This is a genomic window from Amycolatopsis balhimycina FH 1894 (assembly GCF_000384295.1).
GTDB lineage: Bacteria > Actinomycetota > Actinomycetes > Mycobacteriales > Pseudonocardiaceae > Amycolatopsis > Amycolatopsis balhimycina.
Map to the genome: position 1 here is coordinate 5,097,361 of NZ_KB913037.1, position 20,816 is coordinate 5,118,176.

The 20,816-nt window shown below is 69.5% G+C and carries 20 protein-coding genes; 7 read left to right on the forward strand and 13 right to left on the reverse strand.

The genetic code is table 11. The annotated features are described in order from the left end of the window. Nucleotide 1: 1 nt before the first annotated feature. Complete coding sequence (locus A3CE_RS0122790; RefSeq protein WP_020642429.1) at nt 2–1,336, reverse strand: 3-oxoacyl-ACP reductase; 1,335 nt, start codon at nt 1,334–1,336, stop codon at nt 2–4. Between the two features lie 93 nt (nt 1,337–1,429). Here A3CE_RS0122790 and A3CE_RS0122795 point away from each other — a divergent pair, with 93 nt between their 5' ends. After that, the gene (locus A3CE_RS0122795) at nt 1,430–2,734 is read left to right on the forward strand and encodes an acetyl-CoA C-acetyltransferase (RefSeq protein ID WP_051183929.1); all 1,305 of its coding nucleotides are present in this window, start codon (nt 1,430–1,432) and stop codon (nt 2,732–2,734) included. A 69-nt stretch (nt 2,735–2,803) separates the two neighbouring features. On the opposite strand, the gene A3CE_RS0122800 is transcribed toward A3CE_RS0122795, so the two are convergent. Next, nucleotides 2,804–3,349, reverse strand: coding sequence for a DoxX family protein (locus tag A3CE_RS0122800; protein WP_043791008.1), 546 nt, complete (start codon nt 3,347–3,349; stop codon nt 2,804–2,806). Between the two features lie 348 nt (nt 3,350–3,697). Between A3CE_RS0122800 and A3CE_RS0122805 the strand changes: the two genes are divergently transcribed. From A3CE_RS0122805 to A3CE_RS0122820, 4 genes are all read left to right on the forward strand, one after another. After that, on the forward strand, nt 3,698–4,888 hold the full coding sequence (locus A3CE_RS0122805) for an ATP-binding protein (RefSeq protein WP_020642432.1): 1,191 nt from the start codon (nt 3,698–3,700) through the stop codon (nt 4,886–4,888). Nucleotides 4,889–5,149: 261 nt separating this feature from the next. After that, complete coding sequence (locus A3CE_RS57445; protein WP_169523886.1) at nt 5,150–5,299, forward strand: hypothetical protein; 150 nt, start codon at nt 5,150–5,152, stop codon at nt 5,297–5,299. A 216-nt stretch (nt 5,300–5,515) separates the two neighbouring features. Then, the gene (locus A3CE_RS0122815; protein ID WP_020642434.1) at nt 5,516–6,445 is read left to right on the forward strand and encodes a helix-turn-helix domain-containing GNAT family N-acetyltransferase; all 930 of its coding nucleotides are present in this window, start codon (nt 5,516–5,518) and stop codon (nt 6,443–6,445) included. 20 nt (nt 6,446–6,465) lie between these two features. Then, nucleotides 6,466–7,077, forward strand: a complete 612-nt coding sequence (locus tag A3CE_RS0122820; RefSeq protein ID WP_020642435.1) for a hypothetical protein — start codon at nt 6,466–6,468, stop codon at nt 7,075–7,077. 5 nt (nt 7,078–7,082) lie between these two features. On the opposite strand, the gene mctP is transcribed toward A3CE_RS0122820, so the two are convergent. Further along, the gene (gene mctP / locus A3CE_RS0122825) at nt 7,083–8,726 is read right to left on the reverse strand and encodes a monocarboxylate uptake permease MctP (protein WP_020642436.1); all 1,644 of its coding nucleotides are present in this window, start codon (nt 8,724–8,726) and stop codon (nt 7,083–7,085) included. Beyond that, a complete protein-coding gene (locus tag A3CE_RS0122830; RefSeq protein WP_020642437.1) occupies nt 8,723–9,004 on the reverse strand; it encodes a DUF3311 domain-containing protein in 282 nt (93 codons plus the stop codon). Before A3CE_RS0122830 ends, mctP begins: the two co-directional genes overlap by 4 nt. A 182-nt stretch (nt 9,005–9,186) precedes the next feature. On the opposite strand from A3CE_RS0122830, the gene A3CE_RS0122835 reads away from it, so the two are divergent. Both A3CE_RS0122835 and A3CE_RS0122840 read left to right on the forward strand, forming a co-directional pair. Next, complete coding sequence (locus A3CE_RS0122835) at nt 9,187–10,800, forward strand: alpha/beta hydrolase (protein ID WP_020642438.1); 1,614 nt, start codon at nt 9,187–9,189, stop codon at nt 10,798–10,800. A gap of 116 nt (nt 10,801–10,916) precedes the next feature. Further along, on the forward strand, nt 10,917–11,189 hold the full coding sequence (locus A3CE_RS0122840) for a helix-turn-helix domain-containing protein (RefSeq protein WP_020642439.1): 273 nt from the start codon (nt 10,917–10,919) through the stop codon (nt 11,187–11,189). Here the strand turns inward: A3CE_RS0122840 and A3CE_RS0122845 are convergent. The 9 genes from A3CE_RS0122845 to A3CE_RS0122885 all read right to left on the reverse strand — a co-directional run bounded on the left by A3CE_RS0122845 (nt 11,186) and on the right by A3CE_RS0122885 (nt 20,745). Then, nucleotides 11,186–11,764 (reverse strand): EndoU domain-containing protein, encoded by a 579-nt coding sequence (locus A3CE_RS0122845; RefSeq protein WP_020642440.1) that lies wholly within the window; start codon nt 11,762–11,764, stop codon nt 11,186–11,188. The genes A3CE_RS0122840 and A3CE_RS0122845 overlap by 4 nt on opposite strands. 31 nt (nt 11,765–11,795) lie before the next feature. Continuing rightward, nucleotides 11,796–13,142: a hypothetical protein gene (locus A3CE_RS0122850; protein ID WP_020642441.1), complete on the reverse strand. Its 1,347-nt coding sequence runs from the start codon at nt 13,140–13,142 to the stop codon at nt 11,796–11,798. Then, the gene (locus tag A3CE_RS0122855; RefSeq protein WP_020642442.1) at nt 13,136–13,741 is read right to left on the reverse strand and encodes an ABC transporter ATP-binding protein; all 606 of its coding nucleotides are present in this window, start codon (nt 13,739–13,741) and stop codon (nt 13,136–13,138) included. The genes A3CE_RS0122850 and A3CE_RS0122855 overlap by 7 nt, the downstream gene beginning before the upstream one ends. Then, the gene (locus tag A3CE_RS0122860; RefSeq protein ID WP_020642443.1) at nt 13,738–14,619 is read right to left on the reverse strand and encodes an LLM class F420-dependent oxidoreductase; all 882 of its coding nucleotides are present in this window, start codon (nt 14,617–14,619) and stop codon (nt 13,738–13,740) included. The genes A3CE_RS0122855 and A3CE_RS0122860 overlap by 4 nt, the downstream gene beginning before the upstream one ends. 13 nt (nt 14,620–14,632) lie before the next feature. Next, entirely contained in the window at nt 14,633–15,475 is an 843-nt protein-coding gene (locus tag A3CE_RS0122865) for a TIGR03621 family F420-dependent LLM class oxidoreductase (protein WP_084641721.1), read from the reverse strand. A 61-nt stretch (nt 15,476–15,536) separates the two neighbouring features. Further along, a complete protein-coding gene (locus tag A3CE_RS0122870; RefSeq protein ID WP_020642445.1) occupies nt 15,537–17,360 on the reverse strand; it encodes a phosphoenolpyruvate carboxykinase (GTP) in 1,824 nt (607 codons plus the stop codon). A 349-nt stretch (nt 17,361–17,709) separates the two neighbouring features. After that, nucleotides 17,710–18,411 carry a hypothetical protein gene (locus tag A3CE_RS0122875; protein ID WP_020642446.1) on the reverse strand — a complete coding sequence of 234 codons (702 nt, stop codon included), beginning with the start codon at nt 18,409–18,411 and terminating at the stop codon, nt 17,710–17,712. A 112-nt stretch (nt 18,412–18,523) separates the two neighbouring features. Beyond that, a complete protein-coding gene (locus A3CE_RS0122880) occupies nt 18,524–20,362 on the reverse strand; it encodes a dynamin family protein (RefSeq protein WP_020642447.1) in 1,839 nt (612 codons plus the stop codon). Next, nucleotides 20,359–20,745 carry a nucleotide exchange factor GrpE gene (locus A3CE_RS0122885; RefSeq protein ID WP_020642448.1) on the reverse strand — a complete coding sequence of 129 codons (387 nt, stop codon included), beginning with the start codon at nt 20,743–20,745 and terminating at the stop codon, nt 20,359–20,361. The genes A3CE_RS0122880 and A3CE_RS0122885 overlap by 4 nt, the downstream gene beginning before the upstream one ends. Nucleotides 20,746–20,816 lie beyond the last annotated feature (71 nt).

Sequence of the window (20,816 nt, forward strand, 5' to 3'; positions counted from 1 at the left end):
GTCACGCCCCCAGCAGGGCCTGGCCGCAGACGCGGACCACGTTGCCGTTCACCGCGGCCGACGCCGGGTTCGCGTACCAGGCGATCGTCTCGGCGACGTCGACCGGCAGGCCGCCCTGGCCGAGGCTGGACAGCCGCCGCCCGGCCTCGCGGATGAACACCGGGACCGCCGCCGTCATCTTGGTCTCGATGAACCCGGGCGCGACGGCGTTGATCGTGCCGCCGTACTCCGCGAGCTGCGGTGCGCCGACGTTCACCATGCCGATGACGCCCGCCTTCGACGTCGCGTAGTTCGTCTGGCCGACGTTGCCGGCGATGCCCGCGATCGACGAAACGCCGATGATGCGGCCGTTCTCGTTGAGCACCTTGTCGGCGAGCAGCTTGTCGTTCACCGCGAGCTGCGACGCGAGGTTCACGGCGATCACCGAGTCCCAGGCACTCTCGCTCATGTTGCCCAGCGTCTTGTCGCGCGTGATGCCCGCGTTGTGCACGACGATGTCGACGCCGTCGTGACGCTCCTTCAGGTACTCCGCGAGCTTCGCGGGCGCGCTCGACGAAGTGATGTCGAGCTGCAGCGCGGACCCGCCGACCTTGTTCGCGACCTTCGACAGGTCGCCGCCCTGCGCGGGGATGTCGAGCGCGACGACGTGCGCGCCGTCGCGGGCCAGCACCTCGGCGATCGCCGCGCCGATGCCCCGGGACGCGCCGGTGACCAGCGCGACCTTGCCGTCGAGGGGCTTTTCCCAGTTCGCGGGCGGAGAAGCCGTCTTACCTTCGGCGCCGATCCGGATGACCTGTGCGTCGACGAACGCCGACTTCGCCGAGAGCAGGAAGCGCAGCGTCGACTCCGTCGCCTCTTCGGCGCCATCGGCGACGTACACGAGCTGGGCGGTCGCGCCGCGCTTCAGCTCCTTGCCCACCGAACGGATGAAACCTTCGAGGGCGCGCTGCGCGATCCGCTCGCGGCCCTCGACCTGCTCCGGCGGGGTACCGAGCACGACGACCCGGCCGGACGGGCCGACGCTGCGGATCACCGGGTGGAAGAAGTCGTAGACCTCACGCAGGCGGGCGGGATCGGTGACGCCGGTGGCGTCGAAGACGAGCGCCGCGTGCCGGTCGGCCGGGGTGCCGATGACCTCGATGCCGGCGTCGGCGAGCCGGTCACGAAGGGTCTTCTCCAGCCGTCCGCCGGGCGCGGCGCCGAGAAGTGCGGGACCCTCGAGGGCGGGTTGGCCGGGCTTGTAGCGGCGCAGTGTCGCGGGGTTCGGCAGGCCGAGCTTCGGCACCACGAACTTCCCCAACGGGGTTTTCGTGAACTGCTGGTACCTGTCAGCCATCGGTTGCCTCCCGTGCCGTCTGCGTCACGCCGCAGTCTAACCTACTCCTGAGTAGGTTACAGTGTGCAGGAGCCGACCAGAGAGGTGAAGTTCATGCCGCCGAAACAGCGCCATCCAAAAGCAGCACCAGCCGTGCGCAAGGTCGCGATCATCGGGGGCAACCGGATCCCCTTCGCGCGGTCCAACGGGCCGTACGCGAAGGCGTCGAACCAGGACATGTTCACCGCCGCGCTCGACGGCCTGGTCAGCCGCTTCTCGCTGCAGGGCGAGGTGATCGGCGAGGTCGCCGCCGGCGCCGTGCTCAAGCACTCGAAGGACTTCAACCTGGCCCGCGAGAGCGTGCTGGGCAGCAAGCTCTCGCCCGCGACGCCCGCGTCCGACGTCCAGATGGCGTGCGGCACCGGCCTGCAGGCCATCGTCAACGTCGCCAACAAGATCGCGCTCGGCCAGCTCGACTCGGCCATCGCCGGCGGCGTCGACACCACGAGCGACGCGCCGCTGGCCGTGAACGAGGACCTGCGCCAGATCCTCATCGGGCTCAACGCCGCGAAGACGCTCGGCGACCGGCTCAAGCTCGTCGCGAAGATCCGGCCCGGCCACATCGTGCCGGCGATCCCGCGCAACTCCGAGCCGCGCACCGGCCTGTCGATGGGCGAGCACGCCGCGCTCACCGCGAAGGCCTGGGAGATCACCCGCGAGGCGCAGGACGAACTGGCCGCGAGCAGCCACCAGAAGCTCGCCGCCGCCTACGAGCGCGGGTTCTTCGACGACCTGGTGACGCCGTTCCTCAAGCTCGCCCGCGACCAGAACCTCCGCCCGGACTCGACCGCGGAGAAGCTCGCCAAGCTCAAGCCGGCCTTCGGCGGCCCGAACGGGACGATGACCGCGGGCAACTCGACGCCGCTGACCGACGGCGCGTCGACGGTCCTGCTGGCCACCGACGAGTGGGCGAAGGCGCACAAGCTGCCGGTGCTGGCGTACCTGACGTTCTCGCAGACCGCGGCCGTCGACTACGTCCACGGGGACGAAGGCTTGCTGATGGCGCCCGCGTACGCCGTGCCGCGGATGCTCGCCCGGGCCGGGCTTTCCTTGCCGGACTTCGACTTCTACGAGATCCACGAGGCTTTCGCGTCGCAGGTGCTGGCCACGCTCAAGGCGTGGGAGGACCCGGCGTTCGCCAAGGAGAAGCTGGAGCTGGACGAGCCGCTCGGCGCGATCGACCGGGCGAAGCTCAACGTCAACGGCTCGTCGCTGGCGGCCGGGCACCCGTTCGCCGCGACCGGCGGCCGGATCGTCGCGACGCTGGCGAAGCTGCTGCACGAGAAGGGGTCCGGCCGCGGCCTGATCTCGATCTGCGCGGCCGGCGGCCAGGGCGTCACCGCGATCCTGGAGAAGTAGCGCGCAAGTTCGTGAAGGCCACCTTGAGGAACTTGAAGTTCCTCAAGGTGGCCTTCACGAAGTTTGGCGTCAGTGGGGGAGCGCCTTCTGGGCCCGCTTGGCGAGCTTGTTCGCGCGCTTCTGCCCCTTGCGGCTCAGCTTCTCGGCGCTGTGGCCGACGTCCTTCGCGGCGCGGCGCGCGCGCCAGCCGACCGACGGCTTCCCGTGCGTGTCGGCGACCGCGAGCAGCAGGCCACCGGCCAGGCTCGCGTTCTTGAAGAACTGGACCTGCTGCTGCTGACGCTCGCCCGGGTCCTTGATGGCCCAGAAGCTGTGCGTCGAGAGCGTCGTCGGCACCAGGCTGCCGAGCAGCAGCCCGGCCGCGAGCCGAGGCGCCTTGCCGGACGCGAGCGCGAGGCCGGCGCCGATCTTCACCGCGGCGTCGAGCCGGACGAGCGTCACCGGGTCGCGCGGGACCTGCGCCGGCACGACGTCGCCCAGCTTGTCGAACGCGTTGTTGAGGAACGGTTCCGCCACCTTGGCGTGCCCCTCGGCCTGCCTCAGCGCATTGATCCCGCCCGTCACGAAGATCGTGGCGAGCAGGGGACGTGCCACTCGACGGAGTATCACGGTCATAGCCTTCCTCGTACGGGCCGCTGCCTGGTCGAACCTACTCCGTGGATGCCCGCTCGGCCCGTGCTCGAATCCTCATCGCCCTTTCTGCGCGAATATCGGCCGAACGCTAGAAAGGGTTAGAAAGCCTTAGCGGTTGAGCTTGACGCTCGGGACGCGATGAAGATCTACGCGGAACGGAACCTGACCGACTAGTCGCGCGTCGATAGGTGCGCACTGGGGGTAGAGACGAGCAGGGCTGCAGACCTGTTCGTCTCTATGTACGGCCATCCGGTCGAACCTCGGCGACACGCGCTAGGCGTCTATGGCGGAATATCGGGCTCGCGCTAGATACGCCGATAACTTGGCAGAGTGGACCCCATCCGCAACCCCTTCGCGCCGGGCGCCGGGCAGCGGCCGCCTGAGCTGGCCGGGCGCGAGCGTGAGCTCAAGGCGTTCGAAGTGGTGCTGGAGCGGGTGGCGCGGGGGAGACCCGAACGCAGTCTCGTCCTCACCGGGCTCCGGGGTGTCGGCAAGACCGTGCTCCTCGGGGAGCTGCGCGCGATGGCCGTGCGGCACAAGTGGGGCGCCGGCAAGATCGAAGCCCGGCCGGACGCCGAGCTGCGGCGGCCGCTGTCGGCCGCGCTGCACCGGGCCATCCGGGACCTCGCCGTGCGGCATCGGGCGCCGGATCGGGTCGAAGAGGTTCTCGGCGTCCTGAAAGCGTTCGCGCTGCGGGCCAACAAGGCCGACGCGAAGCTGCGTGACCGCTGGCAGCCGGGCATCGACGTGCCGACCGCGCAGGGGCGGGCCGACTCCGGGGACATCGAGATCGACCTCGTCGAGCTGTTCACCGACGTCGCCGAGCTGGCCGCGGACGTCGGCACCGGCGTCGCGCTGCTCATCGACGAAATGCAGGACCTGCAGCCGGACGACGTCTCGGCGTTGTGCGCGGCCTGCCACGAGCTGTCCCAGTCCGGGGCGCCGCTCGTGGTCGTCGGCGCCGGGTTACCGCATCTGCCCGCCGTCCTGTCGGCCTCGAAGTCCTACTCCGAACGCCTCTTCCGGTACGCGCGCATCGACCGGCTCAACCGCGAAGACGCCGACTTCGCCGTGATGGCGCCGATCGAGCGCGAGGACGCCGGCATCGAGCCGGAAGCCCTCGACGCGCTCTTCGACGCCTCCGGCGGCTACCCCTACTTCATCCAGGCCTACGGCAAGGCGGCCTGGGACGCGGCGCCGTCGGACCCGATCACGGTCAAGGACGTCCAGGTCGCCGCGCCCGAAGCGGAGTCGGAGCTGGCCGTCGGCTTCTTCGGGTCACGCTACGAGCGCGCGACGCCGGCCGAGCGCGAGTACCTGCAGGCAATGGCCGAGCTGACCCAGGGCCGCGACGAGCCCGCCGGCACCGCCGACGTCGCCGTGTTCCTCGGGCGGAAGCCGTCGTCCCTGTCGCCGGCGCGCGACAGCCTGATGAAGAAGGGCCTCGTCTACTCCGCCGAGCGGGGGCAGATCGCCTTCACCGTCCCGCACTTCGGCCACTACCTGCTCGGCCGCGACTGACCTGGGCTTTTCCGGCTCTCTCGCGGTCTATCAGCGTCGATAGCTTTCTCTAGCATTATTACTAGATAGGGCTAGAACTCGATAGCAGGTTGCTTGGCCGTGACCGGCGCCACCCCACATCTCTCCGGAAGTTACCCAAGTTTGCCGATGATTCATCGGCGAGTGCGCCACATCACCGGATATTCGTTGGAGTCTTTGTGAAAAAAGGTGCATACTAGAAGCACAAGCCACCAAGACCCTCCGAAGGGGATGCAGAAACCGATGAACAACATCGCCGCCAAGCTCCGTGCCCACCGCGCCGAGGCTCGCACTCGCCGGGCGCTGAACCGGGCGATCGACACCGCCGCCACCGCGACGGTCCGTCAGGAACTCATCGCGATCGCGCAGGCTCGCTCGAACTACATGCGCTGATCTCTCACCTCGTGGTGGTCGCCCATTCGAGTGACCTAGACCACATGGCGCTATCGATGTAACGCCACGCGAAGTGGTGTCGATACCCCGTACGACCCCGTGATGCTGGCGGACCCCCGACCTGGCAGCATCGCGGGGTTTCCCATATCCAGGACTTGCCGGACGCGGATTCCGCAGTATTCTTTGACTTCGTCAACGAGTTTGTTGAGGTGGTCAATGAACGACGCGCAGCTGGCCGGCCGCGTTTCCGCGGTCCGCGCCTTCAACCGGCTCTACACCGGAGTGATCGGCGTACTCGACGAAGGACCGGCGGACGCGGAGTACTCGCTCCCCGAAGCCCGCGTGCTCTTCGAACTCGCCCACCAGGACCCGCTGCCGGTGACCGACCTGCGTAAGCGCCTGGACCTCGACGCGGGCTACGCCAGCAGGCTGCTCGCGCGCCTCGAGGCACGCGGGCTGATCGTGCGCGAACGGTCCGATGAGGACGCCCGCCGTCAGCTCGTGCACCCGACCGCGGCGGGCCGGGACGCGTTCGCCGTGCTCAACCGCCGGTCCACCGAGCAGATCGCCGGGCTGTTGCGCCGCTTCGCCGACGAAGACCAGCAGCGCCTGCTGACCGCGATGCGCACGATCGGCGACGTGGTCGGCGATCGTCGTCGCGACCCCGCCCTCGTCCTTCGCCCACCACGACCGGGTGACCTCGGCTGGGTGGTGGAACGTCACGGCGCGCTGTACGCCCGCGAGTACGGCTTCGACGCGCGGTTCGAAGCCCTCGTCGCCCGCGCCGTCGCCGGCTTCGCCGAGAGCCACGACGATCCGCGGCAGGCGTTCTGGATCGCCGAGCTCGACGGGGAACGCGTCGGCGGCATCGGCTGCGGCCGGGGTTCCGGCGAACACACGGCCCAGCTGCGGTTGCTGCTGCTCGAGCCGTCGGCTCGTGGCCACGGCGTGGGCAAGCGGCTGGTCTCCGAGTGCGTCGAGTTCGCCAGGGCACACGGCTACCGGGAAATGGAGCTGTGGACGATGTCGGTACTCACCGCCGCGCACGCGATCTACCACGCCACCGGGTTCGAACTCGTCGCGGAAGAACCGGATGATGGCTTCGGGCCGGCGCTCACCCGCCAGTTCTGGCGCCTGGAGTTCTAGCCCCGTGGTTGGCTGTCACCGTGACGGACTACGTCGACGGGTACTGCGAACGGGTCGCGGCCGGGCTCTGGGGAGAGCCGCTCAACAGCCTGAGCAACCTCGCCTTCCTCGTCGCCGCCGTGCTGGTGTGGCGGCTCGCCGAGGGGGACCGGACCGGGCGGTTGCTCGCCGCGTCGATCGGACTGGTTTTTGCCGCCAGCACGGCCTTCCACCTGCTCGCGACGCGCTGGGCCGCCGTCGCGGATTCGGTGGCCATTCTCGTGTTCGTGCTGGTGTATGCCGTGCTGTTCCCGCGCGTGTTCTTCGGTTGGCGGTACGCGTGGCTCGCCGCGCCGGCGTTCCTCGCGCTCACCGTGGTCACCGCGCTGCTGGGCGGCGGGCTCTACCTCTCGGCACTGATCGGGTTGTTCGCCTTCGCCGCGATACTCGGCTTCGCCCGTGACGCCTACTGGGCCCACTACGCGATCGCAGGCGCGGTGTTCGCGCTTTCCCTTTCCCTGCGCACGCTCGACCGGGACGTATGCGACTACGTCCCGGTCGGCACGCACTTCCTCTGGCACCTGCTCAACGGCCTGGTGCTCTACCTCGTCTCGCGGACGATCGTCCTCAAGAACCGTCCTCAGTGGACTTAGTGGGCTCAGTGGACACCGACGGGGCGGAGGTCCTTGTCGTGCTCGTCGGCGTGGTAGTCCTCGGGATTGGTGTCGTCGGTGCCGTTGAACGCCTTCATCCGCCGCGCGATCACCGTGACGATCACCGCGACCACGAGGTTGGCGACCAGCGCCACGAACCCGACGTAGATCTGCACCAGCGAACCCGAGAAGGGGTGCCAGCCCAAGAGCGACAGTTTGTCCAGCGCCAGCGCCGAACCACCGAAGTGCTGCTTGCCGTTGGCCGGGTTGGGGATGCCGTACAGCATGATCAGGCCCCAGCCGATGCCGACGACCCAGCCCGCGATCAGGCCCCACCGGTGCAGCCACCGGGTGTAGAGCGCGATCGCCACCGACGGCAGCGTCTGCAGGATCAGCACGCCGCCGATGAGCTGCAGGTCGATGGAGAACTGGGGGTCGATCAGCAGGATGAACAGCACCGCACCGAGCTTCACGACCAGTGAAGCGAGCTTCGCCTGCTTCGCTTCCTGAGCCGGCGTCGCGTTCCGCTTGAAGAACTCCTTGTAGATGTTGCGGGTCCACAGGTTGGCCGCGGCGATCGACATGATCGCGGCGGGCACCAGCGCGCCGATGCCGATGGCGGCGAAGGCGATCCCGGCGAACCACGCCGGGAACTGGCCGTCGAACAGCAGGGGGACGATGGTGTTCGTGTCGGGCTTGCCGGTCGCCGCGTTGTTCAGCGGCTTCACCGTCGCGGCGATCGCGACGTACCCGAGCAGCGCGAGCAGACCCAGCAGCAGCGAGTACGCCGGCAGCGCGACCATGTTCCGCTTGATCACGCTCCGCCCGCGCGAGGCGAGCACACCGGTGACCGAGTGCGGGTAGAGGAACAGGGCCAGCGCCGAACCGAGGGCCAGGGTGGCGTACTGGAGCTGGTTGTTCGAGTTCAGCAGGAGACCGTCGGTCTTCGCCGGGGTGGCGTCGAACTTCGCCTTGCTGACGTCGAAGATGTGCGACCAGCCACCCAGCTTCGACGGCAGGTAGACGATCGCCACGATGATCACGAGGTAGATCAGGATGTCCTTGACGAACGCGATCAGCGCCGGCGCGCGCAGCCCCGACTGGTAGGTGTAGAGCGCCAGGACGATGAACGCGATCAGCAGCGGCAGGTGTCCGGTGATGTCGGAGCCGTTGATGCCCATCGTCCGCAGCACGGCTTCGAGCCCCACCAGCTGCAGCGCGATGTAGGGCATGGTGGCGACGATGCCGGTGATCGCGATCAGGAACGCCAGCGCCGGCGAGCCGAACCGGCCCCGGACGAAGTCGGCCGGGGTCACGTAGCCGCGGACGCGGGAAACCGACCACATCCGCAACGCCGGGAGCAGCACGATCGGGTAGACGATGATCGTGTACGGCAGCGCGAAGAAGCCCGCCGCGCCGGCACTGAACATCAGCGCGGGAACCGCCACGAACGTGTAAGCGGTATAGAGGTCGCCGCCGATCAGGAACCAGCTGATCCACGAACCGAACTTGCGGCCGCCGAGGCCCCATTCGTCGAGGTGGTCGAGGGTGCTGCCCGCCTTCCAGCGCGACGCCATGAAGCCGAGCACGGTGACGACCAGGAACAGCACCGTGAAGATGATCAGCTGGGGCCACTGCAGGTTGCTCATCGGGCACCACCTTCGTCGAGGTCGTCCACGCCCAGCCGGTCCGGCGGCGCCGGAGTGGTCGGCTTTCCCCTGGTCGCCCAGTAGACGATCAAGGTGCTCAACACGCCGACGAGCACGAAGGCGAGCTGGAACCAGTAGAAGAACGGCATCCCGAACAGCCGTGGACCGTCCACGTTGAACAGCGGCGTGAACAGGATCAGCAGCGGAACGATCAGGAGCAGGTTCCAGGGACTGAACTGGAACCCGCGCACCTTTCCGTCGTGCTTGACAGTCGACATCGACCTCACCTAACACTCCCGTAACCGACCGCCTGACCTTAGAACCTGCGTGACAGGGAGTCACGTCTGTCCGATATCGATTTGATCGCCGACGCCGATGCCGACCAACGTCGGTTGCCGCGTGCCGACGGGCCCGATATCAATAGCCCGACTCCGCACGCGAACCCAAAAGGGGCAACCGTATGACTCGACTCCGCTACGCGGTGGTGATCCCGGCGGTCGCCGGCACCCTGCTGGCCGGGTTCACTCCGGCGTTCGCAGGTCAGGAGGTCGCGGCCGGTAACCAGCCGCAGAACTCCCTCCCGGCCCAGTACGCGAACCAGAAGCTGGACTGGCACAAGTGCGCTGTCCCCTCCGAGCTGCCGACGGCTCCGCCCGCGGGCGCCGAGGACATGGAGTGCGCGACCTACAAGACGCCGCGCAACTGGTACCAGCCGAACGCCCAGATCGACCTGACCATCGCGGTCAGCCGCCTGAAGGCGACGAAGGGCGCGACCGCCAGCGTCGTCACCAACCCCGGCGGCCCCGGCGCACCCGGCCGCAACTTCCCGGCCCGCCTGCGCAACCAGACCAAGCTGCGCGAGCACCAGGAGATCGTCGGGCTCGACCCGCGCGGCACCGGCAAGAGCACCAACATCACCTGCGGCGGGGCCATCGGCACCGGCTCGGACCTCGACCCGCGCGACCGCAGCCGCGAGAACCTCAACCTGATCCTGCAGGCGACGAAGTACGCGGCGCTGTCCTGCCAGCAGAAGTCCGGCGAGCTGGGCCCGCTGATCAACACCGACCAGACGGTCAAGGACATCGACCTGCTGCGCGTGCTGCTCGGCCGCGACAAGATCAACTGGGTCGGCTACTCGGCGGGCACCTGGATGGGCGCGCACTACGCGCAGGCCTATCCCACGCACACCGGCCGGTTCGTGCTCGACTCGTCGACGGAGTTCACCACGACCTGGCAGAAGTCGTTCGACTGGCAGCCGCTCGGCTTCGAGCGCCGCTTCCGGGCCGACTTCCTCCCGTGGATGGCGAAGTACGACAAGCTCTTCCACTTCGGCACCACCGGTGATGCGGCCCGCCAGACGTACGAGCAGGTCCGCTACGCCCTGACCCAGGGCGCGGTCACCCTGTCCGACGGCTCGACCGTGTCGGCCAACGGCCTTGACTCGTTCATCGCGTCGAACATCTACTCGAAGCGCGCCTTCCCGTCGCTGGCCGACTACCTGGTCAGCGTCCGGACGCTGACCCAGGGCACCGCCTCGGCGCAGGCCAAGTCGTCGGCCGCGCAGAAGGTCAAGGCCGCCGACAAGAGCACCGAGACCTCCGGCGCGCAGCCGCTGATGGTGCCGACCGACGGCGACTCCTTCGACGCCAGCTTCTGGACCATCCCGTGCAATGAGGGTCCGTGGACCGGCAGCACCAACAGCGCCATCAAGCAGTCGCAGAAGCTGATCGACCAGCAGCTGCCCCTGCTCGGCGCGGGCTGGTTCATCCAGCCGTGCCTGTTCTGGAAGAAGCCGCCGGTCCCGCTGCCGGTGCTGGACGGCCGGGGTGTCCCGCCGGTGCTGATCGTCGAGTCGGAGCACGACCCGGCGACGCCGATCGAGGGCGCGCGGCGCGCGCACAAGGCGTTCGCGGGTTCGCGGATGCTGACGATCACCGGTGAGGGCGACCACGGCATCTACGCCGGCGGCAACGCGGGTGTGGACAAGGTCGTGGAGGCCTACCTGATCGACGGCGTCGTGCCGAACGACCAGAGCCTGCCCGGCATGCCACTTCCGGTGCCCGCGGGCGCCTGACACCACAAGGGATAGTGGAGGCCCCGCCGAACGGACGTTCGACGGGGCTTTTCCACACCTGTGCACAGAGTTGTCCACAGGCAGTGGACAACTCCAGTGGTATTAGAATCGGTCCCATGGTGCGAGTGCCGCTGACGGACGAAGAGCGCGAACGAGGCGAACGCCTCGGCCAGGCGCTGCGGGCGGCACGGGCCGGCCGGAGCATGGTCGACGTCGCCACCGAGGCCGGGATCTCGGTCGAGACGCTCCGGAAGATCGAGACCGGCCGCATCCCCACGCCGGCGTTCTTCACGGTCACGGCCATCGCCGACGCCGTCGGCCTGCCACTGGAGGAGCTCCGCGCGGCCGTCGCGCCCGCCGCGTCGCCCTCGCTTTCCCAGGCGAGTTAGAGCGGGCGGAGCTGCTTGAGGATGTGCTCGCGGTCGTTGAGGAACGCGCAGCCGGGCACCGGCAGGTCGTAGCTGTTGAGCAGCTTCTCGAAGTCGGAGAACTCGTCCGGCGAGAAGTTCAGGCCGACCTTGACGGCGTGCGCGGCCAGCACGTCGGCCAGCTCCTCCCACTCGCCGGCCCACAGCAGCGTGCGGTAGTGCGTGTAGTCCTCCGGCGAGAGCCGGCTGCCGACCGTGGTCAGCACGCTGTCGGCGAAGAAGCTGATGCGGTTTTCCCTGAGATCGGCGACCGTCGGGTTCGCCGGGTCGCGTGCGGTGTCGGGGTTGCGGACCACGCCGGGTCCTGCCACCGGGTACGCGGTGTACACGCGCCCGTCCTCCTCGACCAGGACGATCAGGTGCACGTTGAACCGCTCGCCGGCACACCGCCAGCGGCCGTTCTGCTGCCGCCGCCGGGCTTCGCTGGGGTCGTTCGCGACGTCCTTGACCACCGAGATGATGTGTTCGCCGGTCCAGCCGGCCGGGAACTCGCTGGTCGCCCTGCGTCCGACACCCGGTGCGTGCCCGCCGCCCACTGGTTGCTCCCTTCGTCGGGCCGAGCGTAGGTCAAATGGCGGCGGCGAGCAGCACGATGCCGACGGCCAGCAGGTCGAGTCCGCGGAAGAGCTGACGCACGAGGTTGGCGGGCATCGGCCCCATCGGGGTGTCGGTGAAACCAGGATTCGCGTAGTCGACGGCGGTCCGGGTCACCGTGCGCAGGATCGAAAGCACCGCGAGCGGTACGGCGAACCACGCCGTCGCGGGGAACGACGTCCCACCCGCGAGGGTGACCACGGCGAGCAGCGCCGCCCAGAGCGATCCGACGCCGGCCAGCACGAGACCGTGGGCCAGGACCAGGCCGCGGTTCGCCGATCCGAGCCACCGGCGACGGCCCGGGTTGCGCCAGAGCTCGCCGAGCCCGCCGCCGAACGGCGTCAGCGCGACGTACGCACCGACGCCGACCATGACCGCGCCCGGCACGGTCGGCACCGCGATGTGCGCGACGACGACCGCGAAGCCGACCATGACCGCCGCACCCGCGTATCGCGACCGGCCGAGCGTGCCCGCCCAGGCCAGTCGCAGCGGCGTCGGCCGGCGCAGCGAAAGCCGCCCGGCCGGCGCGGACGGCGGAAGCAGCATCATCGGGTCGAGGAAGGTGACGGCGACCGAGCGCAGCACCCGGCCGTCCCACCCGGCGAGCAACGTCGCCCGGCCCGCGCGCACGACCGGCTCGCCGCCGAACGCCAGCGGCAGCGCCGCGGCCAGCACCCCGGCCGCGACGAACTGGACGGTCACCGGGCCGAGGCCGAACACGGCGATCGCCAGCCCGAGTACGGCGAGCAGCAGCGGGCCGAGGGCGTCGAACCCGGAGCCTTCTGGGGCCGAGCCCCAGACCCCAGCCGGGGGGCAAGCCCCCCTGGCCCCCCCAAAGACCGGTCGCGTCCGCCTCGCCGAAGCGAACGCGACGACACCGGTCGCGGCGACGACGGCGAACGCCGCTCGCCACTGGTCGAGCCCCGCGCCGCCGACGGCGAGCAGCAGCGCCGCCAGGTAAGCGGTCACCGCGACCACGCCGGTCCAGGCGCCGAGCAGCCGCAGCGTGACGACGCGGCCGCGGTCCACCGGCGCGAAGTCGAGCCAGGTCAGCTCCGCCGGTTCGACCCAGACGAAGCCGCGGCGCAGCAGGCCGCGCCAGCCGACCGCGCAGCAGAGCGTGAGCAGCCCGAGCACGGCCGGGAAGTCGACCCGCGACGAGCCGTACAGAGCCGGGCGCCAGGCGTCGACGTGGAAGAACGCCGTGAACAGGAACCCGAAGCCGAACAGGAAGACGAACCCCGCGGTGTCGCCGCTGAAGATCCCGCCGAACCGCTTCCGGCCCGGGATCCGCATCCGGCGTGGTGCCAGCGTCACCACAGTTCGAGCACGCTGTCCGCGGCCTCCAGCAGCGGCGGGTGGTGGGTGGCCACCACGACCGCCGCGCCGGCCGCGGTCGACCGGGCGATCACCTCGACCAGCCACTCCTTGCCCGCCGCGTCCAGCGCGCGTTCCGGCTCGTCGAGCAGCAGCAGCCGGTGGGGCCGCGCGGTGACGCCGAGCAGGAGCAGCCGGCGGCGCTGGCCCGCGGAGAAGTGCCCCGACGTCACGCGCATGCGCTCGCCGAGGCCCGCGTCGCGCAGCAGCTCCTCGTGGTCGCCGAGGTCGGCGCCGAACGAGCCAGACAGAAGTTCCAGGTGCTGCACCGGCGTCAGCTCGGCGAAGAAGTCGGAGTCGTCGAACAGCACGGAGACCTTGCGGCGGAACTCGACGTCCCGCTCGTCCGGCGCCTTGCCGTCCACCAGCACCCGGCCTCGCTGCGGCTTCTGCATGCCGTAGAAGCAACGCAGCAAAGTCGACTTGCCGACCCCGTTCGGTCCGACGATCGCCGCGCACTCGCCGGGGTCCACGGAGAAGTCCAGGTCGTCGAACAGCCACTGCTCGCCGGCCCGGACGCCGAGCGCCTTCGCGTCGATCATCGGAGGTGCTCGAGGACCGGCGCGAACTCGTCGAGGAACGGTTCGAGGATGGTGAAGTAGCTGAACCCGAAGCGCTCCCGGTGAGCGCGGAGCTGGTCGGCGATCTGCGCCGCCGTACCGACGAGGACGACCGGCAGCTCGCCGATCGCTTCGGCGCCCAACCGGCCGCCCACGAGCTGTTCGACCTCGGCCAAGCCGGCCGCGCGGTCGTCCGTGACCTTCACGAACTGGCAGAGCAGGTTGAACTCCACGTGCGCCTCGCGGTCGCCGAGCTTCGCGCGGACGAACGCCACACGCTCGTCGATCTCCTCGGGTCCGGCCGCGGCGAGGGGTGCGCCGTCCGGCGTCTTGGTGGTGCCGGTGAAGCCGATGATGTCGGCGTGCTCGGCCGCCAGGCCCAGCACACGGTCGCCGCGGCCGCCGAGCAGCAGCGGCGGTCCCTCGGGGCGCACCGGCGCGGGCTTGTGCTCCGGATCGGCGTACAGCCGCTTGAGCTCGGTGATCATCCGCTCGAGGTGGTCGACGCGCTCGCGCGCGGACGGGAACGGCATCCCGGCCGCCTCGAACTCCTCCTTGACGTACCCGGCGCCGAGCCCCAGCTCCAGGCGTCCGTCGGTGAACTGGTCGGTGCCCGTGACGTCCCGGGCGAGCAGCACCGGGTTGTAGAACGGCGCGTTGAGCACGAAGGTGTTCAGCTTGACGCGCGAAGTGACCTCGCCGGCGAGCACGAGCGCCGGGAACGGCGGCGCCATGCCGAGGTGGTCGGCCGCCGACAGCACGTCGTAACCGAGGTCCTCGGCCTTTCGGCACTTTTCGACCCAGGCGGAACGGCTGTCCGGCACGACCATGTTGACACCGAAGCGGAAATCCCCAGTCATACCGACAACGTACTCAGTGGAGCTTCTCGATCACCGGAGCGAGCCTGGCCAGGTCGTCTTCGAGCACCGTGAAGTAGCTGACGCCGAGGGTCTCGCGGGTGCGCAGCAGCTGCTCGGCCACCGCTTCCGCCGAGCCGGCGAGGACCGTGGCCAGCGAGCCGAGCTCCTCGACGCCGAGGTGCGGCACGAGCTGGTGTGCCGTCTCCAGGGCCGCCCGCCGGTCATCGGTGATCCGGACGAAGTGGACCATCAGGTTCAGCTCGACGTCCCGGCCGTCGAGCACCCGCTTGACGAAGTCGGCGCGCTCGGCCAGCGCGGCGGAATCGGCGAGGGCGAGCCGCCCCTCGGCCGCGCCGGGCGCCGTGCCGGTGAGGGAGATGGTGTCGGCGCGCGCGGCGGCGAAGGTCAGCATCCGGTCGCCGCGGCCGCCGAGCAGCAGCGGCGGCCGCGGGCGGTCGGTGAACGCGCGCTCGATTTCGGTGACCACGTCGACGAGCCGCGTGAACCGGCGGCCGGGCGTGCCCCAGTCGATCCCGGCGGCTTCGAACTCGTCACGGACGTACCCGGCGCCGATCCCGATCTCCACCCGGCCGCCGGCGAACTCGTCGAGCGCGGCGAGGTCGCGGGTCAGGACCACCGGGTTGTGGAAGCTCGCGTTGAGGACGTACGTGTTCAGCCGGATTCGTTCGGTGGCCTCGGCGGCGAGGAGCAGGGCGGGCACCGGCGCGACCCGCCCGAGGTGGTCGACCACTCCGACGACGTCGTAGCCGAGGTCCTCGGCCTCGCGGCATTTCGCCATCCACTCGGCTCGCGAGCCGGGCACGTACAACGCCACACCGAAGCGGAACGGTCTCATGGCCGCGAAACTACAGGCGGAAGGGGACGCCCCGAGGGACGTCCCCTTCGGCCTGTGGAACTCAGGCGAGACGCTGGGCCAGCGCGTCCAGCTCGTCACGCAGCGACGTCGGCACCCGGTCGCCGATCTTCTCGAACCACTCCTCGATCAGCGGCAGCTCCTCGCGCCACTCCTCGGGCTTGACGTCCAAGGCGGCCTGGATGTCCTCGATCGGCTCGGTCAGGCCCTCGGTGTCGAGGTCCTCGGCGCGCGGCACGAAGCCGACCGGCGTCTCGACGGCGTTGCCCTTGCCCTCGACGCGCTCGATGACCCACTTCAGGATCCGCGAGTTCTCGCCGAAGCCCGGCCACAGGAACCGGCCGTCGTCGCCGCGGCGGAACCAGTTGACGTAGAAGATCTTCGGCAGCTTGTTCGCGTCGGCGTTCTTGCCCAGGTTCAGCCAGTGCTTGAAGTAGTCACCGGCGTGGTAGCCGAGGAACGGCAGCATCGCCATCGGGTCGCGGCGGACGTTGCCGACCGCGCCGGCCGCCGCAGCGGTCGTCTCCGAGGACATGGTGGCGCCCATGAACACGCCGTGCTGCCAGTCGCGGGCCTCGTTCACCAGCGGGACCGTCGTCTTGCGGCGGCCGCCGAACAGGATGGCCGAGATCGGCACGCCCTTCGGGTCGTCCCACTCCGGCGCGAGGATCGGGCACTGCGACATCGGCGTGCAGTAGCGCGAGTTCGGGTGGGCGGCCTTCTCGTCCGAGTCGGGCGTCCAGTCCTGGCCCTTCCACGACGTGGCGTGGGCGGGCTTGTTCTCCATGCCCTCCCACCAGATGTCGCCGTCGTCGGTCAGGGCGACGTTCGTGAAGACCGTGTTGCCCTTCTCGATCGTGCGCATCGCGTTCGGGTTCGTGTGCCAGTCGGTGCCCGGCGCGACGCCGAAGAAGCCGAACTCGGGGTTGACCGCGTACAGGCGGCCGTCCTCGCCGAAGCGCATCCAGGCGATGTCGTCACCCAGGGTCTCAGCGCGCCAGCCCGGGATGGTCGGCTGCAGCATGGCGAGGTTGGTCTTGCCACAAGCGCTCGGGAACGCGGCCGCGACGTAGTGGACCTTGTCCTCGGGGGAGATCAGCTTGAGGATCAGCATGTGCTCGGCGAGCCAGCCCTCGTCGCGGGCCATCACCGACGCGATGCGCAGCGAGTAGCACTTCTTGCCCAGCAAGGAGTTGCCGCCGTAACCCGAGCCGTAGCTCCAGATCGCGCGTTCCTCGGGGAAGTGCGAAATGTACTTCGTTTCGTTGCAGGGCCAGGAAGCGTCCTTCTCGCCCGGTTCGAGCGGCTTGCCCACGGAGTGCAGCGCGGGCACGAATTCGCGCTCGGATCCGTCCGGCGCGACGAACTTGTCGAGGGCCGCCTTGCCGGCGCGGGTCATCACGCGCATCGACGCGACAACGTAGGCGAAATCCGTGATTTCGATACCCAGCTTGGGATTCTCGTCGCCGAGCGGGCCCATGCAGAACGGGATGACGTACATCGTGCGGCCACGCATCGAGCCGCGGAACAGCTCGGTCATGGTGGCCTTCATCTCGGCCGGGTCCATCCAGTTGTTGGTCGGACCGGCGTCCTCGGGACGCTCCGAACAGATGAAGGTCCGGTCCTCGACCCGGGCGACGTCGTCGGGGTCCGAAGTGGCCCAGAAGGAGTTCGGCTTCGACTTGAGCTGCACGAACGTGCCCGCCTCGACCAGCTCCTGGTTGATCCGGGCGGCTTCTTCGTCAGACCCGTCGACCCACACCACGCGGTCCGGGTTGGTCAGCTCGGCGACCTCCCGGACGAAGGACAGCACGCCAGTGTGCGTCGTCGGCGCGGTGTCCAGTCCGGGGATGGCGACTGCGGTCATCTCTACTCCTGACTTCCGACGACAAATGCGCCCGCACCGGAACGACGTTGTCCCGGTGCGGGCGTCATTGCCGGCGACCGAATGGCTTCGCACACCGGCTGGCGAACCGGTGTCTGCGATTGGGGATTCCCCGAGAGTAGCCGCATGACCGGCAAGTAACCGAGAGCTGACGTGTAGGTTCTCTCACAAGAACGATAAGGGAATCGATTCAGACGTCACTTGATCGGTGTATTCGCTGAAAATCTTCCGGTGGGTCGAGTCACAGCCGTGACCTGGTCGTTTTCATTGAAGACATGAAGAAAGCCCGGGGCCGCGGCCCCGGGCTTTCAAACTGTGACGTGGGTTACGTTCAGTTCGGCGAAATCCACTGCCCGGTGCCGGAGTCGATGCGCGCGACGCCCTCGAGCGTCTGCGTGCCGGCGCCACCCCACTCGGCGTCGCCCGCGGGGTCGCTGTCGCTGCCGGAGTCCATCAGCCCACTGGAGACCTCGGTCCACTGGCCGGGGCCGGCGTGCTCGAACGTCGTGGTCGTGCCGTCCGCTTCGGTCTGCACCGCGATGTCCGCTTCGCCGTCGCCGTCCTTGTCGGTGAAGGCGATGGTGCCGCCGCTCTTCGTCTCGACGATGGCGGTGTCGTTGTGCCCGTCGTGGTCGGTGTCGATGGTCGCCGCCCCCGCGTCCACCTCGCCGTCCGGCATGTCGGCGTGGATGTGGCCGCCGGAACCGGCGTCCCGGCCACTGGTGCCGGAGTCGTCGTGGCCCGCACCGTGCGACTCCACCCACTCGCCGCTGGCCTCGTCGTAGACGGCCTGGTCGACGGCGTGCCCGGTCTGGTCCAGCACGGCGTACTGGTCGGCCTCGCCGTCGTGGTTCGTGTCGATGAAGGCCTGGGACGTCCCGTCGTCGTGTTCGATGATCGCGGTGTCGTTGACCCCGTCGTCGTTCACGTCGTAGTTGACCTCGGCCTGGTACTCCTGGCCGTCGACGTGGACGGTCATCGCGTCCGGGCTGGAGGCGTCGGTGTCGCTGCCGCCACTCTCGTCGACCCACATGGGAACTTCCCCCTTTGAACCGGGTAACGCCGTCTCTGACCTGCTGTCGGAGGGTATGACTCACCGTAGGCCCGTTCGGTTCCGCTCCACAACCGGACCACCGGGTGGCCGGTCAGGCTGTCTGGTCCCGCAGGGCCCTGATCCGGGTCAGGAAGGCTTCGGCACGCTCGCGGCCGTCACTGACCTCCTTCAGCCGCTTCGACACGATGGCGATCTTCTTGGCGCGTTCCTGCGCGCCCATCTTGATCGTCTTGTCGACTTCCTTCAGCTCGCCCTCGATCGCGTCGATGCGACGGCCCAGAGCTTCGTCGAGGGCCATCGACAGCTGCTGCTCGGCCTCGATGAGCTGCTCGGCGACGAGCTGGTCGAGCGTCGAGCGGGCGTCCGCGATGGCCTCGACCAGCCACTGCTTCATGTGCTGCTTGTCGGCCGCGTGCTTGCGCGTGCGGGCCAGCCACCAGCCGGCGCCGAGGCCGATGATGATCGTCGCGGGCAGCACGACGGGGTTGAGGATCGCGACGCCGGCGAGCGGCAACGCGGCCACCTTCCCGGCCCCGACGCCACCCGAGATGCCCATGAAGACGAGCAGCTTGTCCTCGGCCGTCGGCGGCTTCTTGTCCGGCGGGCGCAGCACCACCGGCGGCCCGCCGGCCCTGGCGAACTGCGCGCGGATGACGTCGAGCTCTTCGGGCGAGAACAGCTCCGACAGCGAGACGTTGGTGACCTGGTTCAGGCGTTGCGAAAGCAGCATCGAGATCCGCTGCGACGTCGTCTGCAGCGCGATGTCGACCTGCTGCGGCAGCGCGGCCAGCTCGTCCCGCTTGGCCGCGTCGATCAGCTGGCGGAAGTGCGTCTGCGCGTCCCGCATCTGCCGGGCGCTCTCGTGCCCGACCTCGACGCGGGTGCGCTGCACCTCGCCGCGCAGCTTCAGCTGCCAGCCGCGGGTCGACGTCCGGCGTTCGGCCTGCAGCTGGTCACGGCGTTCGCGCAGCTGCTCGGCCTCGGCCTCGCCTGCCGACAGCGCCCGGCTCTCGGCCTGCAGCTTCGCCTTCAGCTCACCCAGCGCGCTGGACAGCGCACGCAGTGTGTTCGCCTCGCCGAGCATCGCGGACCGGCCGACGAGCAGCTCCTGCAGTGCCATCTGGATCGCCGCGATGCCGGACTTCTCCCGCAGCATCGCGGCCATCTGCTCGTTGGGCGCCTTCGCCGCGGTCTCGAACATCCGCGCCGACACCGGGTGGAACACCGCGTCGGCGAAGCGCGGCGCGTGCTCGCGCAGCAGCTGCCGGTCGGCTTCCAGGATCTCGCGCCAGCCGCGGAACATGTCCATCTTGGTCAGCGCGAAGACGACGGTCTCGACGCGCTCGCCGACGTCACGCAGGAACTGCAGCTCGGTCGAGGTGAACGGCGCCGAGGCGTCGACGACGAACAGCAGCGCGGTCGCCCCCGCGGCGGCTTCCTTGGCCAGCTCGCCGTGCATCGAGTCGAGCCCGCCGACGCCCGGCGTGTCCACCAGCGAAAGCCGTTCCAGCAGCGGCACCGGACCGGTGACCTCGACGTACCGCGGCGGAATCTGGCCCGGCGGCAGCTCGTGCGCGGCGGACACCCAGTGGATCAGCTGGCCGAGGTCGATCGGCACCGGCGCGAGCTGGCCGGGGTAGCAGGCCCGCGCGCCCCAGGCGTCGGCGTGGTCGAACACGAGGTAGGTCGCGGTGGCGACGTCGGCGTCCACAGGGGACAGTCCTGGCCGCGCGAGCAGGGCGTTGACCAGCGAACTCTTCCCGCGGTTCGTCTCCCCGACGACCACGACGGCCGGCTTCTTCGGCCGCGCCTTCCGGACGTCGTCGACCCACTTGGCGGCGTCCGGATCGGCGTCGCGGACGAGGGTCAGCAGCTGGTCTCGGGTCGCGGCGACCTGCGCGGGCAGGCTCGGCGCGGTCGGTGCGCTCACGGGTTCTTCTTCGCGTAGACGGTGACGATCGGGGCGCGCAGCAGCCGGTCGTGGTCGGCGAAGCCGGTGACCTCGGTTTCCGCGACGATGCCGTCGAGCGCCGGGTCCTCGGTCGGGACGGCGCCGCCGGCTTCGTGACGCGCCGGGTCGAACCGCTCGCCGTCGGGCCGCAGGGCCTGGACGCCGATCGCGGCGAGCCCCTCTTCCAGGCGTTCGACCACGCCGCCGCTGCGGGCGCGGTCCAGCGCGTAGAGGCACATCTGGATCAGCGCGTGGCGATCGGCGAGAGCCCGCTCGAGATCGGTGACCTGCTGCAGGGGGTGCACATCGGTGTCCGACGCGACGGAACCGCGGTCGGTTCCGTCCTTGCGAAACCACGCCATGACGACAGTCTGGCGGACTCAGGCACCGTCCGGGGACGAAACGGGCCGAAGGAACCGGATCAGGATCGTCC

What these genes read in the sequence shown, in the direction of transcription:
- A3CE_RS0122790 (WP_020642429.1), bottom strand. Translation starts at nt 1,336, where the DNA reads ATGGCTGACAGGTACCAGCAGTTCACGAAAACCCCGTTGGGGAAGTTC.
- A3CE_RS0122795 (WP_051183929.1), top strand. Translation starts at nt 1,430, where the DNA reads ATGCCGCCGAAACAGCGCCATCCAAAAGCAGCACCAGCCGTGCGCAAG.
- A3CE_RS0122800 (WP_043791008.1), bottom strand. Translation starts at nt 3,349, where the DNA reads ATGACCGTGATACTCCGTCGAGTGGCACGTCCCCTGCTCGCCACGATC.
- A3CE_RS57445 (WP_169523886.1), top strand. Translation starts at nt 5,150, where the DNA reads ATGAACAACATCGCCGCCAAGCTCCGTGCCCACCGCGCCGAGGCTCGC.
- A3CE_RS0122815 (WP_020642434.1), top strand. Translation starts at nt 5,516, where the DNA reads ATGAACGACGCGCAGCTGGCCGGCCGCGTTTCCGCGGTCCGCGCCTTC.
- mctP (WP_020642436.1), bottom strand. Translation starts at nt 8,726, where the DNA reads ATGAGCAACCTGCAGTGGCCCCAGCTGATCATCTTCACGGTGCTGTTC.
- A3CE_RS0122830 (WP_020642437.1), bottom strand. Translation starts at nt 9,004, where the DNA reads ATGTCGACTGTCAAGCACGACGGAAAGGTGCGCGGGTTCCAGTTCAGT.
- A3CE_RS0122835 (WP_020642438.1), top strand. Translation starts at nt 9,187, where the DNA reads ATGACTCGACTCCGCTACGCGGTGGTGATCCCGGCGGTCGCCGGCACC.
- A3CE_RS0122840 (WP_020642439.1), top strand. Translation starts at nt 10,917, where the DNA reads ATGGTGCGAGTGCCGCTGACGGACGAAGAGCGCGAACGAGGCGAACGC.
- A3CE_RS0122855 (WP_020642442.1), bottom strand. Translation starts at nt 13,741, where the DNA reads ATGATCGACGCGAAGGCGCTCGGCGTCCGGGCCGGCGAGCAGTGGCTG.
- A3CE_RS0122860 (WP_020642443.1), bottom strand. Translation starts at nt 14,619, where the DNA reads ATGACTGGGGATTTCCGCTTCGGTGTCAACATGGTCGTGCCGGACAGC.
- A3CE_RS0122865 (WP_084641721.1), bottom strand. Translation starts at nt 15,475, where the DNA reads ATGAGACCGTTCCGCTTCGGTGTGGCGTTGTACGTGCCCGGCTCGCGA.
- A3CE_RS0122870 (WP_020642445.1), bottom strand. Translation starts at nt 17,360, where the DNA reads ATGACCGCAGTCGCCATCCCCGGACTGGACACCGCGCCGACGACGCAC.
- A3CE_RS0122875 (WP_020642446.1), bottom strand. Translation starts at nt 18,411, where the DNA reads ATGTGGGTCGACGAGAGTGGCGGCAGCGACACCGACGCCTCCAGCCCG.
- A3CE_RS0122885 (WP_020642448.1), bottom strand. Translation starts at nt 20,745, where the DNA reads ATGGCGTGGTTTCGCAAGGACGGAACCGACCGCGGTTCCGTCGCGTCG.